We start from the raw sequence: 14,261 nt of genomic DNA, 5'->3' as shown, positions 1-14,261 counted from the left end.
CCCCAGAAGTGGCGACTTACGACCTTTGCCAAGCGCGCGACGCCCCAAGCCGCCGCCGACGCGGCCTCAAGCCTGACGCGCGATGGCGATAGCCGGGAGATCGGCGGCGGCGTCGACCGGAATTCCGGCCGCCTTGCGCTCGGAATAGCGGTCCACGAGCTGGGACGCGTGGGGCCGGACAAGGATGGTGAAGCGCACCAGTTCCTCCATCACATCGACGATGCGCGCATAGTAGGCCGAGGGCTTCATCCGCCCCGCCTCGTCGAACTCCTGGAAGGCCTTGGCCACGCTGGACTGGTTGGGGATGGTGATCATCCGCATCCAGCGGCCCAGCAGGCGCAGGGTGTTGACGGCGTTGAAGCTCTGGGAGCCGCCCGACACCTGCATGACCGCGAGCGTCCGGCCTTGGGTCGGGCGCATGCCGCCCAGGCTCAACGGCAGATGGTCGACCTGCAGCTTCATCAGGCCGGACACCTGGCCGTGCCGCTCCGGGCTGCACCAGACCATGCCTTCCGACCACAGGGCGTGCTCGCGCAACTCGCGCACCGCCGGATGGTCGTCGTCGCCGGGCGCGCCCGGCAGGGGCAGGTCGGACGGGTCGAAGATGCGGGTCTCGCATCCCATGCGCTGCAGCAGGCGGGCCGCTTCCTCGACGCAGAGCCGCGAGTAGGAGCGTTCGCGCAGCGACCCGTACAGGAGAAGAATGCGTGGCGGGTGGTCGTGCGGACCCAGGCCGCCCGCCGGATCGCTCGACAGAAAAGCCGCGTCCAGGGCCGGCAGATGATCCGGATCCGGCAGCGGCCGCAGACGCGCGAAGGTCATCCGAGATCCTTGGTGAGATAGGCGGCCGAGGCCGGGCAGATGTCCGTGAACTCGCCGGTTCGCCGGATCGCTTCGGGCGCGGTCTCCCGATCGGCGGCGACGAAGCCGCGCCGGATGAAGAAGGGCTCGGCCGTCGTGGTGAGCAGGTGAAGACGTTCCCCGCCCATGTCGCTCGCCACGGCTTCGGCGGCGGTCAGGATGCGGCTTCCGAGGCCTTGCGCCTTCCTGTGGGCGGATACGACCAGGGAGCGCAGCAGCAGGTCCCGCCCCTGCCCTTCCAAGCCGACGTATCCGGCCAGGGCGCTGTCGTCGTCGGCGCGGAAGTAGCGGCCGGCGCCGGGGTCCGGCAGGCCCTCGGTTCTGAGCGCGGCGATCAGACCGGAATCGTTTGCATCGACGCGGTGAAGCCCGATCATCAGACGACGTCCGCCGGCGGGGCGGTGTCCGGGAACCAGCGCCGGCCCATCCACAGCGCGACCGACACCAGCAGGATCAGCACCGGCACCTCGACCAGCGGCCCGATGACCGCCGCGAAGGCCACCGGCGAGGTCAGCCCGAACGCGGCGATGGCCACCGCGATGGCCAGTTCGAAATTGTTCGAGGCCGCTGTGAAGGCCAGGGCTGTGGTGCGCGGATAGTCGGCCTCGATCAGCCTGCCCAGGAGGAAGCTGACCACGAACATGACGAGGAAGTAGATGGTCAGCGGAATGGCGATGCGCAGGGCGTCGAGCGGAAGAGCCACCACCTCGCCGCCCTTGAGGCTGAACATGACCACGATGGTGAACAGCAGGGCGACCAGGGTGATCGGCCCGATGCGCGGCAGGAAGCGGCGCTCGTACCAGTCGGCGCCCCGGCGGGCGATCAGACTGCGGCGGGTCAGGAAGCCGGCCAGGAACGGCAGGCCGAGGTAGATCAGAACGGCGCCGGCGATGGTCCAGACGCTGACGTCGACCACGCTGCCCTGCAGGCCGAACAGCGGCGGCAGGACCGTCAGGAAGATCCAGGCGTAGAGGCTGAAGAACAGGATCTGGAAGATCGAGTTGAAGGCGACGAGCCCGGCCACATACTGGTTGTCGCCCCGCGCCAGCTGGTTCCAGACCAGCACCATGGCGATGCACCGCGCCAGGCCGATCAGGATGACGCCGGTCATGTATTCGGGCTGATCGCGCAGGAAGATGACCGCAAGGACGAACATCAGCACCGGACCCAGCACCCAGTTCTGGAACAGGGACAGGGCCAGCACGCGCCTGTCGGCGAACACGCGCGGCAGCGCCTCATAGCGGACCCTGGCCAGCGGCGGGTACATCATCAGGATCAGACCGATGGCGATCGGGATGTTGGTCGCGCCGACCGAAAGGCTGTCGACCCAGGCGGGAAGGCCGGGAACCAGGGTTCCCAAGGCGACGCCCAGACCCATGGCGGCGAAGATCCACGCCGTCAGCCAGCGGTCGAGGAAGGACAGGCGGCGCGGCGGCGCGGCCTCCGACACGGGCGTATCGATCATCGTCCCACCCGCCGGCCGTCGACGTCGATGACCACCTCGCCGTCCTCCTTGGTGAAGGGTTTGAGGCCCTCAGCGGGCAGAAGGTCAAGCACGGCTTCGGACGGCCGGCAGAGCCTGACGCCCAAGGGACTGACGACGATCGGCCGGTTGAGCAGGATCGGATGGGCCTCGATCGCGTCCAGAAGCTGATCGTCCGTCAGGTCGGGATTCCCGAGCGCCAGTTCGGCGAAGGGCGTGTCCTTCTCGCGCAACAGGTCTCGCAGCGGCGCGCCGGTGCGTTCGGCCAGCCAGGCGACCATGGCGCGCGACGGCGGGGTCTTCAGATACTCGACGACGTGCGGCTCGATGCCGAGGTGGCGAACGAGTTCAAGCGCGTTGCGCGACGTCCCGCAGGCCGGGTTGTGATAGATGACGATGTCCACGGGATCCTCAGGGGCAGCAGGGCGCGAGTTCAGCCAGCAGAGGCTCACACAGGTCCGCCCGGCCCCCGCAGCAGTCCTTGAGCAGGAAGAGGACCAGGTCGCGAAGCCGGTCCAGATCGACCCGGTAGATGATCGACCGGCTGCGACGCTCGGAGCGGATCAGCCCCGCGCGGGTCAGGACGCCCAGATGGGACGACAGGGTGTTGGCCGGGATCGCCAGATGGTTTGCGATTTCACCGGCCGGCAAGCCGCCGGGTTCGTGACGCACGAGCAGGCGGAACGCCTCCAGCCGCGTCGATTGCGCCAGGGCGGCGAGCGCCAGGATCGCGGGTTCGGTTTCCATAGTTCCGAATTAGTCGAAATATGGATATGTGCAAGCCCTCTCCGCGCACAACGCAGTAAGCCTACGGTCGAGAGGTTGGCGGCTAGGCCTGACGCGGTCTTTCGACTTCGATTCCCACGACACTGTGGAGATATTCGATGGCCCAGGCCGACCCCCCGCTGAAGCGTACGATCAAGAAGCCCCAGTTGCGCCAGATGGTGCCCCTGGCCGACAGCACCATCTGGGAGATGGAGCAGCGCGGCCAGTTTCCGAGACGGTTCCTGCTGACGCCGCGCTGCGTGGTCTGGGATCTCGCCGAGGTCGAGGCCTGGCTCGCGCTTCGCCGGGCCAAGCCGATCCGCAGGGCTCCGCCGCCCGACGTGCGCAAGCGGGTCAGCCGACCGGTCAGAGCCGCGGATCGAAGCGAGGACCGGCCGTTTCCGGGATGACGAGCACGGGCGTGAACGCCCGCCCGGCCTCCCAGGCGTCCACGGCGTTCGACCACTCCTGGGCCATGTGACGGCGCTGGGCCTCGAACTCGGCCTTGTTGTAGACGCCGCGGGACGACCGCTCCTCGTGGGCCAGACATTTCTCGATCCAGTCCGAGTTGAAGCCCATCTCGTGCAACAGCGTCGAGGCGGTGCGCCGCAGGTCGTGGACCGTGAAGGGCTCCAGCGGCAGGTCTCGCTCGCGCGCCCGCTCGGCGATCGCCGAGGTCACCCGGTTGAAGGTCGCCCGCGACATCGGCGCGTCGGCGTCATAGCGCGAGGGCAGGATGTAACGGGAGTTTCCGGCGCAGGTCTTCAGCGCGATCAGGATGTCGAGCATCTGGGTCGAGAGATAGACGTTGTGCGGCCGCGACCGCTTCATCCGCTCCTTCGGAATCGACCAGACCGCATTGGCGAAGTCGACCTCGTCCCAGACGCCATCCTGCAGCTCACTCTTGCGAACCATGCTCAGCAGGATGAACTTCATGCCGAGGCGGATCGTCGGCAGGGTCGCCACCTCCCCCAGCAGGCTCAGCGCGATCCGGATCTCCGTTGGCGACAGCGACCGGTCACGTGGCCGGAAGGTGGCGATCGAGGCCGGCCCCACCCCGTCGGCGGGATTGTCGATCTTCTCCCCGTGCAGGATGGCGTAGGCGTATATCTGTTTGACGATGTCGCGCACGTGCACGGCCGTCGCCGGCGCGCCCCGCTCGACGATCGTCTTGCAGTGGGCGCGAAGATCGTTGGGGGTGATCTCGTTCAGCAGGCGGGTGCGCCATTGAGGCAGGATTTCCCGGTTGAAGATGGACCGCCGCATGTTGCGGGTGCTGTCCGCCATCGGAGCATGATCCATCCATCGGATCGCCACCTGCTCGAACCTCTGGGCCTCCTTCAGCCGGCGCTTGACCCGCTGCTTGTCCAGCGCCGGCGAAACGCCTTCGGCGATCTGGCGCTTCGCCTCGACCAGCTTCTCCCGCGCCCTGGCGAGCGAGAGCCCGGTCGGGCCGTAGGCGCCGAACGTGACCGTCTCGCGCCGCCCGTTGAAGCGGTAGTCGTACTTGAAAGCGATGCCGCCTGTCGGTGTTACGAGGACGTACAAACCGTCCCTGTCGGTCTTTTTGTAAGGCTTCGTTTTTCCACGTGTATTTCGCAATTCAGCGTCGGTGAGCATGCCGTTTTCACTCCAAAAGACCGTCAGGCGTTTTCGGGACCTTTCGGGATCTTTTTCCTCAGCCAAATCCGCAGCTTGGCTCAGAAAAAAGACCGTCAGGACGCCCTCGGCCCTATGACGGTATGGAGCGGAGTCTCCGCGAGCAATGGCGGCGGGACCGTCGGAGCGACCGACAAAAACGAAAGCAGCCCCTCGAAAGGTATCGAGAGGCTGCGAAAGCATTTATCTTGCAAGTCAGTGATTTAGCGCTATATTTCAAAGCGCCGCCGAAAGACTTCGAAAGCCCTGAATCACTCCCACTCGATCGTGCCAGGCGGCTTGGACGTGACGTCGTAGACGACGCGGTTCACGCCGCGCACCTCGTTGATGATCCGGGTCGCGGTTCGGCCCAGGACGTCCCAGGGGAATTGGTAGAAGTCGGCCGTCATGCCGTCGGTGGAGCTGACGGCGCGCAGCGCCAGGACTTTCTCATAGGTGCGGGCGTCGCCCATGACGCCGACGGTCTTGACCGGCAGCAAAACCGCGAACGCCTGCCATATCTGGTCGTACAGGCCTGCCTTGCGGATCTCGTCCAGATAGATGGCGTCCGCCTGTTGCAGGGTTTCGACCGCCTCGGGCGTGATCTCTCCGGGAATGCGGATGGCCAGACCGGGTCCGGGGAATGGATGACGGCCGACAAAGGCGTCGGTGAGGCCCAGTTCGCGGCCCAAGGCGCGAACCTCGTCCTTGAACAGTTCGCGCAGCGGTTCGACCAGCTTGAGCTTCATATAGTCCGGCAGGCCGCCGACGTTGTGGTGGCTCTTGATGACATGGGCCTTGCCGCTGGACGACGACACGCTCTCGATCACGTCCGGATAGAGGGTGCCCTGGGCCAGGAACTCCGCCCCCTCGATCTTGTTCGCCTCGCGGTCAAAGACCTCGATGAAGACGCGGCCGATGGTCTTGCGCTTGGTCTCGGGGTCCGACTGTCCGGCCAGCTCGCCCAGAAATTCCTTAGACGCATCAACGTGGATCAGCGGGATATTGTAGTGCTCGCGGAACAGGGTGGTGACCTGTTTGGCCTCGTCCTTGCGCAGCAGTCCGGTGTCGACGAAGACGCAGGTCAACTGGTCGCCTATGGCCTCGTGGATCAGCACGGCCGCGACCGAAGAATCGACACCGCCAGACAGGCCGCAGATGACCTTGGCCGAACCGACCTGCTCGCGGATCTGGGCGATCTTTTCGTCGCGATAGGCGGCCATGGTCCAGTCGCCCTTCAAGCCCGCGATGCCGTGGGTGAAGTTTTTCAGCATCTGGTGGCCGCGCGGGGTGTGCATCACCTCCGGGTGGAACTGGACGCCGTAGAAGCGGCGGGTTTCATCGGCGATCACCGCATAGAGCGAACCCGCCGAGGAGGCGACGACGTCGAAGCCCTGTGGGATGGCGACGATCTTGTCGCCGTGGCTCATCCAGACGGTTTCTTCCTCGCCGACGGGAGCCAGGCCTTCCAGAAGCGGCGAATTCTTTTGCACGGTGATCTCGGCGCGGCCGAACTCGCGGGTGTGGCCGCCCTCGACCTTGCCGCCCAGTTGTTCGCACATGGTCATCTCGCCGTAGCAGATGCCGAGGACCGGAACGCCGGCGTCGAACACGGACTGCGGCGCGCGGGGGCTGCCCTCTTCGTGCACGCTCTCGGGACCACCCGACAGGATGATGGCCGCCGGCGTCATTGTCGCCAGGGCGGCTTCGGCCTTGGCGTAGGGGTGGATCTCGCAATAGACGCTGGCTTCGCGCAGGCGGCGGGCGATCAGCTGCGTCACCTGGCTGCCGAAATCGACGATGAGGACCTTCTCGTGGGTCTGGGCTTGGGTCATGCAGCAGGTTCCGGGGAGAGGACGGCGGGGTCCCGGTCATGTCGGACCGGATGTTCAAGGGCGGCGAGACCCTGGGCCTCAAGCACGGCGATCAGCTTGTCGAGCGCGACAGCCAGGGTCTGATCGACTTCGACCAGAGGCGAGCGCCAGTCGTCCAGACCGGTCAGTTCCACCTTGCCGTCCGATACGCCTCGCAGCGCGACCAAGGGGATGCCGAAGGCCTGGGCCGCGCGCAGCAAGGACCAGGTCTCCATGTCCACCATGTCAGCGTCGATCGTTGAATAGGCGATGCCCGATACGACGTCGGCTCCCGTGGACAGCCGCGCGGTCGGAACGTCAGGGATCGGGCACGGCAACGGCAAGGCCGCCGACAGATTCAGCAGCGGAGTGACGCCCTTCTCAAAGCCGAGCGCGCTGGCGTCCATGTCGCGATAGGAGACCGACGACGCCTGATACACGGCGGCGTGCTCCAGGGACGGCGATCCGCAGGAACCGAGCGAGACGATCAGATCAGGCAGATCGCCTGCGGCCTCCAGCCGAGCCAGTGCGGCGGAAAGGGCCACTGCGGCCTCGACCGGACCGATGCCGGTCATCAAGGGATCGATCCGGGCGCGCAGATGTTCGCCCCACTCCAGCGGCGCGGCCATCACCGGCAGGACCGAGACGCCACCGTATCGCTGCAGCCTCATGCCGTGCGCTCATACAGGGCGAAGAAGAAGCCGTCGGTTCCGGTCGAGGCGGGCGACAGGCGCAGGCGAGCGCCCTGCCCGCCCCAAGGCGCGGAAACAGAGACCGATTGGTAGCCGGGATGCGCCGCCTCGAACGCATCGACCGAAACTTCGTTCTCGGCGGTCAGCATGGAGCAGGTGACATAGGCCAGACGACCGCCGGGCTTCACCAGTTTGGCGGCCTGACCGAGAATACGGACCTGCAGGGCATGCAGCTTCTGCACCTCTTCCGGCGTCAGACGCCAGGCGTCCTCCGGACGGCGTCGCCAGGTTCCGGAGCCGCTGCAGGGCGCATCGACGAACACGAGCTCGGCCTGGCCGTTCAGATCTTCCATGCCGCCGCCGTTCTGGCCCAGAAGACGCAGGTCGGCCTCGACGCCCGCGCGCTGGAGGCGCGGACGGATGTTGTCGAGCCGCTTCTGCACGACGTCAGAAGCGATCAACCGTCCCTGTCCTTGCATCGCCTGAGCCAGCCCCAGGGTCTTGCCGCCGCCGCCGGCGCAATAGTCGATGACGGTCATGCCGGGCGCCGCGCCGGCCAGGGCGCAGACGACCTGGCTGCCCTCGTCCTGGATCTCGATGCGACCGGACTTGAAGGCGTCGAGGGCCTGGACGTTGGGCGGCGGCTCGGACGCCAGCCGCAGCCCCAGGGGCGACCAGGGAGTGCGTTCGGGCGACAGGTCGGCGTCCCGCAGTTCGGCCTCGACGGCGCCGACTTCGCCTCGGGCCGGATTGACGCGAAGGTCGATCGGCGCGCGCGGCTGCATCAACTCGCGAGCTTCATCGATCCAACGGTCGCCGTAGGTCGCTTTGAAATCCTCGACCACGAACTCGGGCAGGCCCGCCGCGACCCATCCGGGCAGGTCGCCTTCCGAGGCGACGGCGATGCGGCTGCGTTCCTGTTTGGACAGAGGGCGCGGTCCGTAGCCGTCGCCGGAATGCAGGGCCTCGATCTCCTCCAGGCTCAAGCCGTCCAGCGCTGCTAGCGACCCGATCACCAAGGCCCGGCCGTCTTCACGGCCACCCATGATCCAGGACAGGCAACCACGGGCGCGCAGCACCTTGTAGACGCGATCGGCGATGGCGCGCCGATCCTTGGAGCCGGCGAAGCGGTTCTGCTGCCCCCAGGCCTTCAAGACCACTTCCGCCGGATTGCGGCCCTGGGCGATGGAGTCCAGGACCGAGGCGGCGGCGGCGAGGCGGGCGGAGGGGGTCAAGGCGGAGCTTTCAGGATCAAGCGACGAACAGGGCGGCGATCACCATGACCAGTCCGACCAGAGAGGCGAGGAAGGCGAGCGACCGGACATAGGTCACGCCGAGAGCGTAGAGCGGCACATAGGCGACCCGGGCGAAGAAGTAGAGGTGCGTCCCGAGAAAGGTCAGCTGCCCGTCCTTGCCCGCCACATGGGCCATGATGACCGCTGCCGCGAAGATCGGCAGGGTTTCGAACAGATTGGCCTGGGCGCGCAGCAGGCGGCCGGAATATTTGCCCGGCGTCGGCTCGGCGCCGTCGCGCGGCCCGGCGTTCCACTTGGCGCCCAACTCCAGGGTCCGCGCCGTGGAGGCGGCGAAGATCTGGACGATCGCCAGGATCAGGGTGAAGGCCAGCAGTATGAATTCCGGCGTCATGTCCATGGCTTGCCCCTCCCTGTTCAGCCCTGACGATAGTTGGGCGCCTCACGCGTGATCATCACATCGTGGACATGGCTTTCACGCAAACCGGCGCCGGTGATCCGCACGAAGCGCGCCCGACGCTGGAACTCAGCCACGGACGGCGCCCCGACATAGCCCATGGAGGCGCGCAAGCCCCCGACCATCTGGTGCAGAACCGGCGCGATCGGGCCCTTGTAGGGAGTCTGGCCCTCGATGCCCTCAGGCACCAGTTTTTCGGACGACACTTCCTTCTGGAAATAGCGATCGGCCGATCCCCGGGCCATCGCTCCGACCGAGCCCATGCCGCGATACGACTTGTAGCTGCGGCCCTGATACAGGAAGACCTCGCCGGGACTTTCGTCGGTGCCGGCGAACATCGAGCCCATCATGGCGACATTGGCGCCGGCCGCGATGGCCTTGGCCAGGTCGCCTGAATATTTGATGCCGCCGTCGGCGATGACCGGGGCGCCGCTCTCGCGAGCCGCCCGCGCGGCCTCCATGACGGCGGTCAGCTGGGGCACGCCGACGCCGGCGACGATGCGGGTGGTGCAGATGGAGCCTGGCCCGATGCCGACCTTCACCGCATCGGCGCCCGCGTCGATCAGGGCGCGGGTGGCGTCATAGGTGGCGACGTTGCCGGCGATGATCTGGATGCGGTTAGACTCGCGCTTGATGCGCTCGACGACAGCGGCCACGGACGAGGAATGGCCGTGGGCGGTGTCGATCACCACCACGTCGGCGCCGGCCTCTGCCAGCGCCATGGCTCGCTCATAGCCGGCGTCCCCGACGGTGGAGGCGGCCCCGACCAGCAGGCGGCCCTGCTCGTCCTTGGCGGCGTTCGGGAAGGCCTGGGCCTTCTCGATGTCCTTCATGGTGATGAGGCCGACCGCACGATAGTCCTCGTCCACGACGATGACCCGTTCGATCTTGCGGGTGCGCAGCAGGTCGCGCGCCACGTCGCGGCCGGCGCCTTCGCGCACCGTGACCAGTTCGCCGGTGGTCATCAGGGCAGAGGCCCGGATCGACGGATCGCTCTCAAACCGCATGTCGCGGTTGGTCAGCATGCCGACCAGCTTGCCTGACTTGGGATCGATTACCGGGAAGCCGCTGATCTTCTTCCGCGCGACGATCTCGCGCACCTCGCCCAGGGTCGTGTCCGGGGTGACCGTGACCGGGTTCACCACCATGCCGCTTTCGTAGCGTTTGACGGAGCGAACCTCCTCGGCCTGTTCCTCGATCGTCATGTTGCGGTGAAGCACGCCCAGGCCGCCGGCCTGGGCCATGGCGATCGCCAGGCGGCTTTCGGTGACCGTGTCCATGGCGGACGACAGCAGGGGGATGTTCAGGCGAATGTCACGCGTCAGTTGGGTCGACACGTCCACATCGGCGGGCATGACGTCTGACGGACCGGGTTCGAGCAAAACATCGTCGAAGGTGAGGCCTTCGCGAATCTCCATGGGGAGTCTCCGTTTTGCGGGGCGCGTATAAGCGTCCGGACCGGCCTCCGGCAAGGGCGGACTTGTGGACCCGCCATATTTTATTGATTTGCAACCGCCAGAGCGCGCCACCATTCTCCTGCCATGGTTGAAGTCGCGCTGAACGCCGTGCGCAAGCTGGCGCTGAAGATCGCAAGCTACGGGATCATGCACCTCGTGGTCGCGGTCGTGGTGGCCTTTGCCGTGACGCGCGATTGGCGGCTGGCCCTAGCGGTGGGGATCGTCGAACCCTTCGTCCAGACCATCGCCTATTCCTTCCACGACCGCATCTGGCATCGGATCGAACATCGCAAGATGAGGTCCGGCGTCGAGGAAGCCACCGAGGCCTTCACGGCCCGCCTGGACGTGATGTCGCCCGAGGAGCAGTCGCGCGCCCACGGTCAGGGTCCGCTGCATCAGCACGGCCACAGCCACGCCCTGCCCCGTTCCTTCAGGCAGATCGCCCTGAAGACGGTCACCTATGGGGTGATGCACTTCACGGTCGCGGTGGCCGTCGCTTACGCCTTGACCGGCAACCTCGCCACGGCGCTGGCCATCGGCACGCTGGAGCCTCTGGTGCAGACCGTCTTCTTCACGATCCACGACCGGGTCTGGGCGCGGATCGAGGCGCGGCGGGCGGCGCGCGAAGCGGCGGTCTGAGCGTCCTTCATTGCGCCCGAGCGGCTGCGGCCTGCAAGACGTCGGCCTGCCGGCGTGCTTCATCCGGATTCTGAGCAATGGGAGGTGTCGTCAGTCCCCCACAGGCTGCGCGGACCGCGAGGCCGAGACCTGATCTCGGGGCGGGAGTCGCATCCGGCCGATTGGTCCAGACTCCGCCCAGAAATCGCGCGCCCACGAACAGGTCGCTGCGGATGGCCTGATACTGTCGCGTCTGGCAATCGACGTGCAGAAGGTTGGCCTGGGTGTCATGGTTTCTGAGATGCCCGGGTCGGTAGAAGCCCCAAAGCCAGATTTCCGTCCGTCCCGATCCGAGACGCTCGGGCGCCGTGACGAAGTTGGACTGCGATCCGTTTCCCCCGACGAACCACAGGGCTTCATCTGTCGATACCCGGATCTCGCTGACCTGAGGGGGCGGCGGCGCGTTCTGGGCAACCGCAGCCTCGCCGCACATCCACGCCGCCAAAACTGCAACCCAAATCCGGTCCATGATGACCTCCGATCCCAATGGTCGCGCAGTTGCATCCTCAGCGCCGCCTCTTGAAACCTGACGGCTACAGCCGGTTCAGCGCCACCAGATAGACTTCCGAGCTGCCTTTCCGGCTGGCGTTCGGCTTTACGTATTTGACCTCCTCAAAGTTGGCGCGGAGGTCGGCCAGGACGCCGCCTGCATCGCCACCCTGGAAGTTCTTGGTCACAAAGGCGCCGCCGGGCTTCAGGGTGCGGATGGCGAAGGCGGCGGCGATCTCGATCAGGGCGATGATCTTCAGGTGGTCGGTCTGACGATGGCCGACAGTGTTGTGGGCCATGTCGGACAGCACCAGGTCCGGCGCGCCGCCCAGCAATTCGATCAGCTGGTCATCCACGCCCGGATCGGTGAAGTCGGCCTGGACCAGTTCGGCGCCGCGGATCGGTTCGATCGGCAGAAGATCGACGCCCACGACCGCGCCCGCGCCGCGATTGACGCAAACCTGAACCCAGCCGCCCGGCGCGGCGCCGAGATCGATGACACGGGAGCCCTTCTTCACCAGGTTGAAGCGGTCGTCGATTTCCAGAAACTTGAACGCCGCCCGACTGCGCCAGCCCTCGGCCCGCGCCCGTTCCGACCAGGGGTCCGCCAACTGGCGCTTGATCCACTGCTGGCTGGACATGGACTTTTTGTCGGCCGTTTTGATCTGAGTGCCCAGCCCCCTACCGGCGGCGGTTCCGCCGGACGGGGGGCGCACCATGCGGCGGCGTTCGGGTTTGGGATCGTCTTCGATCATCACACGCCTATGGCTCAGTCAGCCTCGATTGCGAGTAGACCAAGACTGGTCCATAATGAGCCGCGATTTAGGAGTCTCCGATGGATATGTCTGTCAGCGAAGCCAAAGGACAACTCACGGAACTGGTCCGCCGCGCCGAGGACGGCGAGGAAATCATTCTGACCCGTCACGGGAAGCCCGTAGTGCGACTTCAGCCCCTCCAACCGAGCCGACGAGGCCAGCGAAAAGCTCTGCTTGAAGCGATACGCAGGCAAGCGCCGCCCCAGATCCATGACACGCCGACCGCCGCCCGCAGCCAGGATTTTCTGTACGACGACGACGGCCTGCCGTCTTGATCGTCGTCGATACGTCAGCCCTGATGGCCATCCTCCTCAATGAAGAGGACGCCCCGGCTTGCATTGAGGCTCTCGATAGCGCCGAGGAAATCATCATCTCGGCGGGAACCCTGGCCGAAGCGTTGATCGTGGCCGGACGGCGGGGATTGAGAGAAAGAATGGCCCAACTCATCGAGGGCCTCGGTGCCGAGATCGCGCCTGTCACAGAGTCCTCAGCGAACGCCATCGGTCGCGCCTATGAAATCTATGGCAAGGGCCGACATCGCGCCGCCCTGAACTATGGGGATTGCTTCGCCTATGAGAGTGCGCGTTCGCGAGACTACCCTCTGCTTTTTGTCGGTGAAGATTTTGCCCATACGGACGTCGTGTCCGCCCTACCATTGCGGGCGACCGGGGTGATGTCCGGCGATCTGTTCGGTCGGGATTTTGCGCGCGATGCCTTGCCGCAGCAAATTGAACGCCTTTTTTTCGGCCTGATGCTGCCGAGAGACGCGGCGCGAGAGGCAGTGTCTGTGCTGCGCGCATCTAGGGACGAGTTCGGGCTGCGCGGTCATGCGATCCGGGAAGATCGGCTGCATATCACGCTGATCCATGTAGGCGACTACGCGGGCATGCCGCCGCAGTCGGTCGTAGACGCGCTTCGCAGAGCTGGAGACAGTATGGCTCCATCGGGCTTTGACGTGGCGCTGGACCGGGTATCGAGTTTCTCAGGCGCGCCTGACAGACATCCCCACGTTCTGCTGGGGGAGCGAGCGATCGCCTCGCTGAAGGCGTTCAGGAATGAGCTCATGAAGGCCGTCGTGCGGGAAGGCGTCAAACCGCTGTCCCGGCAGAACTTCACGCCGCATGTCACCTTATCCTACGCCGACCGCCGCCTGCCTGAGCGGCCGATACGTCCTATCGCGTGGCGGCCGACGGAGTTCATGTTGATTCACAGCGAAGTGGGTCGATCGATCTATAATCCGCTGGGGCGCTGGTCGCTGCATTGAGGGGTTCCTCGCAGCCACCCGGCGCTGTATTGGACGCCCAACTTCGAACAAGGAACGCCCCATGGCCGAGACCCTGACCTTCACCCTCGACACCGGCGACGGCGTTGAAAAGGACGTGGTGATCAAGCTGCGCAACGATCTGGCCCCCGGCCACGTCGCCCGGATCACCGAACTGGCCTCGGAAGGCTTCTACGACGGCGTGGTCTTCCACCGCGTGATCGCCGGCTTCATGGCCCAGGGCGGCGACCCGACCGGCACCGGCACCTCGGGCTCGTCCAAGCCGAACCTGAAGCAGGAATTCTCGTCAGAGCCGCACGTGCGCGGCGTCTGCTCGATGGCGCGCACCTCGGACCCGAACAGCGCCAACAGCCAGTTCTTCATCGTCTTCGACGACGCCACCTTCCTGGATCGTCAGTACACGGTCTGGGGCCAGGTCATCGAAGGCATGGAACACGTGGACGCCCTGCCCAAGGGCGAGCCGCCCCGCGCGCCGGGCAAGATCGTCAAGACGACGGTCAACTGAGTTGCGGAAGGCGGGTCGCGAGGCCCGCCTTCT

General features: G+C 66.1%; 18 protein-coding genes. 5 read left to right on the top strand and 13 right to left on the bottom strand.

What is annotated here, in order from left to right:
- Window positions 1–66: 66 nt before the first annotated feature.
- The 5 genes from arsH to ACO2Q1_RS10800 are packed head-to-tail and all read right to left on the bottom strand — an operon-like array spanning window position 67 to window position 3,091.
- Window positions 67–822: an arsenical resistance protein ArsH gene (gene arsH / locus ACO2Q1_RS10820; protein WP_184272753.1), complete on the bottom strand. Its 756-nt coding sequence runs from the start codon at window positions 820–822 to the stop codon at window positions 67–69.
- Window positions 819–1,238, bottom strand: a complete 420-nt coding sequence (locus ACO2Q1_RS10815; RefSeq protein WP_184272733.1) for a GNAT family N-acetyltransferase — start codon at window positions 1,236–1,238, stop codon at window positions 819–821. The genes arsH and ACO2Q1_RS10815 overlap by 4 nt, the downstream gene beginning before the upstream one ends.
- On the bottom strand, window positions 1,238–2,326 hold the full coding sequence (arsB, locus tag ACO2Q1_RS10810; RefSeq protein WP_184272728.1) for an ACR3 family arsenite efflux transporter: 1,089 nt from the start codon (window positions 2,324–2,326) through the stop codon (window positions 1,238–1,240). The genes ACO2Q1_RS10815 and arsB overlap by 1 nt, the downstream gene beginning before the upstream one ends.
- Window positions 2,323–2,748 (bottom strand): arsenate reductase (glutaredoxin), encoded by a 426-nt coding sequence (arsC, locus tag ACO2Q1_RS10805; protein ID WP_184272725.1) that lies wholly within the window; start codon window positions 2,746–2,748, stop codon window positions 2,323–2,325. The genes arsB and arsC overlap by 4 nt, the downstream gene beginning before the upstream one ends.
- A 7-nt stretch (window positions 2,749–2,755) precedes the next feature.
- Window positions 2,756–3,091 (bottom strand): ArsR/SmtB family transcription factor, encoded by a 336-nt coding sequence (locus ACO2Q1_RS10800; protein ID WP_184272722.1) that lies wholly within the window; start codon window positions 3,089–3,091, stop codon window positions 2,756–2,758.
- 137 nt (window positions 3,092–3,228) lie between these two features.
- On the opposite strand from ACO2Q1_RS10800, the gene ACO2Q1_RS10795 reads away from it, so the two are divergent.
- Window positions 3,229–3,519 carry a helix-turn-helix transcriptional regulator gene (locus ACO2Q1_RS10795; protein WP_191558082.1) on the top strand — a complete coding sequence of 97 codons (291 nt, stop codon included), beginning with the start codon at window positions 3,229–3,231 and terminating at the stop codon, window positions 3,517–3,519.
- Here ACO2Q1_RS10795 and ACO2Q1_RS10790 read toward each other — a convergent pair.
- The 6 genes from ACO2Q1_RS10790 to guaB form a co-directional block, all read right to left on the bottom strand.
- A complete protein-coding gene (locus tag ACO2Q1_RS10790; RefSeq protein WP_191558081.1) occupies window positions 3,476–4,729 on the bottom strand; it encodes a tyrosine-type recombinase/integrase in 1,254 nt (417 codons plus the stop codon). The genes ACO2Q1_RS10795 and ACO2Q1_RS10790 overlap by 44 nt on opposite strands.
- A gap of 290 nt (window positions 4,730–5,019) precedes the next feature.
- Window positions 5,020–6,582, bottom strand: a complete 1,563-nt coding sequence (gene guaA / locus ACO2Q1_RS10785) for a glutamine-hydrolyzing GMP synthase (RefSeq protein ID WP_423329518.1) — start codon at window positions 6,580–6,582, stop codon at window positions 5,020–5,022.
- Window positions 6,579–7,271 carry a 5'-methylthioadenosine/S-adenosylhomocysteine nucleosidase gene (locus ACO2Q1_RS10780; protein WP_423329517.1) on the bottom strand — a complete coding sequence of 231 codons (693 nt, stop codon included), beginning with the start codon at window positions 7,269–7,271 and terminating at the stop codon, window positions 6,579–6,581. Before ACO2Q1_RS10780 ends, guaA begins: the two co-directional genes overlap by 4 nt.
- The gene (locus tag ACO2Q1_RS10775) at window positions 7,268–8,527 is read right to left on the bottom strand and encodes an RsmB/NOP family class I SAM-dependent RNA methyltransferase (protein ID WP_423329516.1); all 1,260 of its coding nucleotides are present in this window, start codon (window positions 8,525–8,527) and stop codon (window positions 7,268–7,270) included. Before ACO2Q1_RS10775 ends, ACO2Q1_RS10780 begins: the two co-directional genes overlap by 4 nt.
- A 16-nt stretch (window positions 8,528–8,543) precedes the next feature.
- On the bottom strand, window positions 8,544–8,945 hold the full coding sequence (locus ACO2Q1_RS10770) for an MAPEG family protein (RefSeq protein WP_423329515.1): 402 nt from the start codon (window positions 8,943–8,945) through the stop codon (window positions 8,544–8,546).
- Between the two features lie 17 nt (window positions 8,946–8,962).
- Window positions 8,963–10,420 (bottom strand): IMP dehydrogenase, encoded by a 1,458-nt coding sequence (gene guaB / locus ACO2Q1_RS10765; RefSeq protein ID WP_423329514.1) that lies wholly within the window; start codon window positions 10,418–10,420, stop codon window positions 8,963–8,965.
- A gap of 123 nt (window positions 10,421–10,543) precedes the next feature.
- On the opposite strand from guaB, the gene ACO2Q1_RS10760 reads away from it, so the two are divergent.
- Window positions 10,544–11,098, top strand: coding sequence for a DUF2061 domain-containing protein (locus ACO2Q1_RS10760; RefSeq protein ID WP_423329513.1), 555 nt, complete (start codon window positions 10,544–10,546; stop codon window positions 11,096–11,098).
- Window positions 11,099–11,105: 7 nt separating this feature from the next.
- Here ACO2Q1_RS10760 and ACO2Q1_RS10755 read toward each other — a convergent pair whose 3' ends face one another.
- Window positions 11,106–11,606 carry a hypothetical protein gene (locus ACO2Q1_RS10755; protein WP_423329512.1) on the bottom strand — a complete coding sequence of 167 codons (501 nt, stop codon included), beginning with the start codon at window positions 11,604–11,606 and terminating at the stop codon, window positions 11,106–11,108.
- A gap of 64 nt (window positions 11,607–11,670) precedes the next feature.
- Complete coding sequence (locus ACO2Q1_RS10750) at window positions 11,671–12,381, bottom strand: RlmE family RNA methyltransferase (RefSeq protein ID WP_423329511.1); 711 nt, start codon at window positions 12,379–12,381, stop codon at window positions 11,671–11,673.
- 80 nt (window positions 12,382–12,461) lie between these two features.
- On the opposite strand from ACO2Q1_RS10750, the gene ACO2Q1_RS10745 reads away from it, so the two are divergent.
- From ACO2Q1_RS10745 to ACO2Q1_RS10735, 3 genes are all read left to right on the top strand, one after another.
- On the top strand, window positions 12,462–12,716 hold the full coding sequence (locus ACO2Q1_RS10745) for a type II toxin-antitoxin system Phd/YefM family antitoxin (protein ID WP_423329510.1): 255 nt from the start codon (window positions 12,462–12,464) through the stop codon (window positions 12,714–12,716).
- The gene (locus ACO2Q1_RS10740; RefSeq protein ID WP_423329509.1) at window positions 12,713–13,705 is read left to right on the top strand and encodes a 2'-5' RNA ligase family protein; all 993 of its coding nucleotides are present in this window, start codon (window positions 12,713–12,715) and stop codon (window positions 13,703–13,705) included. Before ACO2Q1_RS10745 ends, ACO2Q1_RS10740 begins: the two co-directional genes overlap by 4 nt.
- Window positions 13,706–13,766: 61 nt before the next feature.
- Window positions 13,767–14,228 (top strand): peptidylprolyl isomerase, encoded by a 462-nt coding sequence (locus ACO2Q1_RS10735; protein WP_423329508.1) that lies wholly within the window; start codon window positions 13,767–13,769, stop codon window positions 14,226–14,228.
- The last annotated feature ends 33 nt before the right edge of the window (window positions 14,229–14,261 follow it).

Source organism: Brevundimonas sp. VNH65 (genome assembly GCF_049445955.1).
Lineage (GTDB): Bacteria > Pseudomonadota > Alphaproteobacteria > Caulobacterales > Caulobacteraceae > Brevundimonas.
Note: the sequence above shows the minus strand (reverse complement) of the source record. Positions and strands in the feature narration are given on the sequence as shown.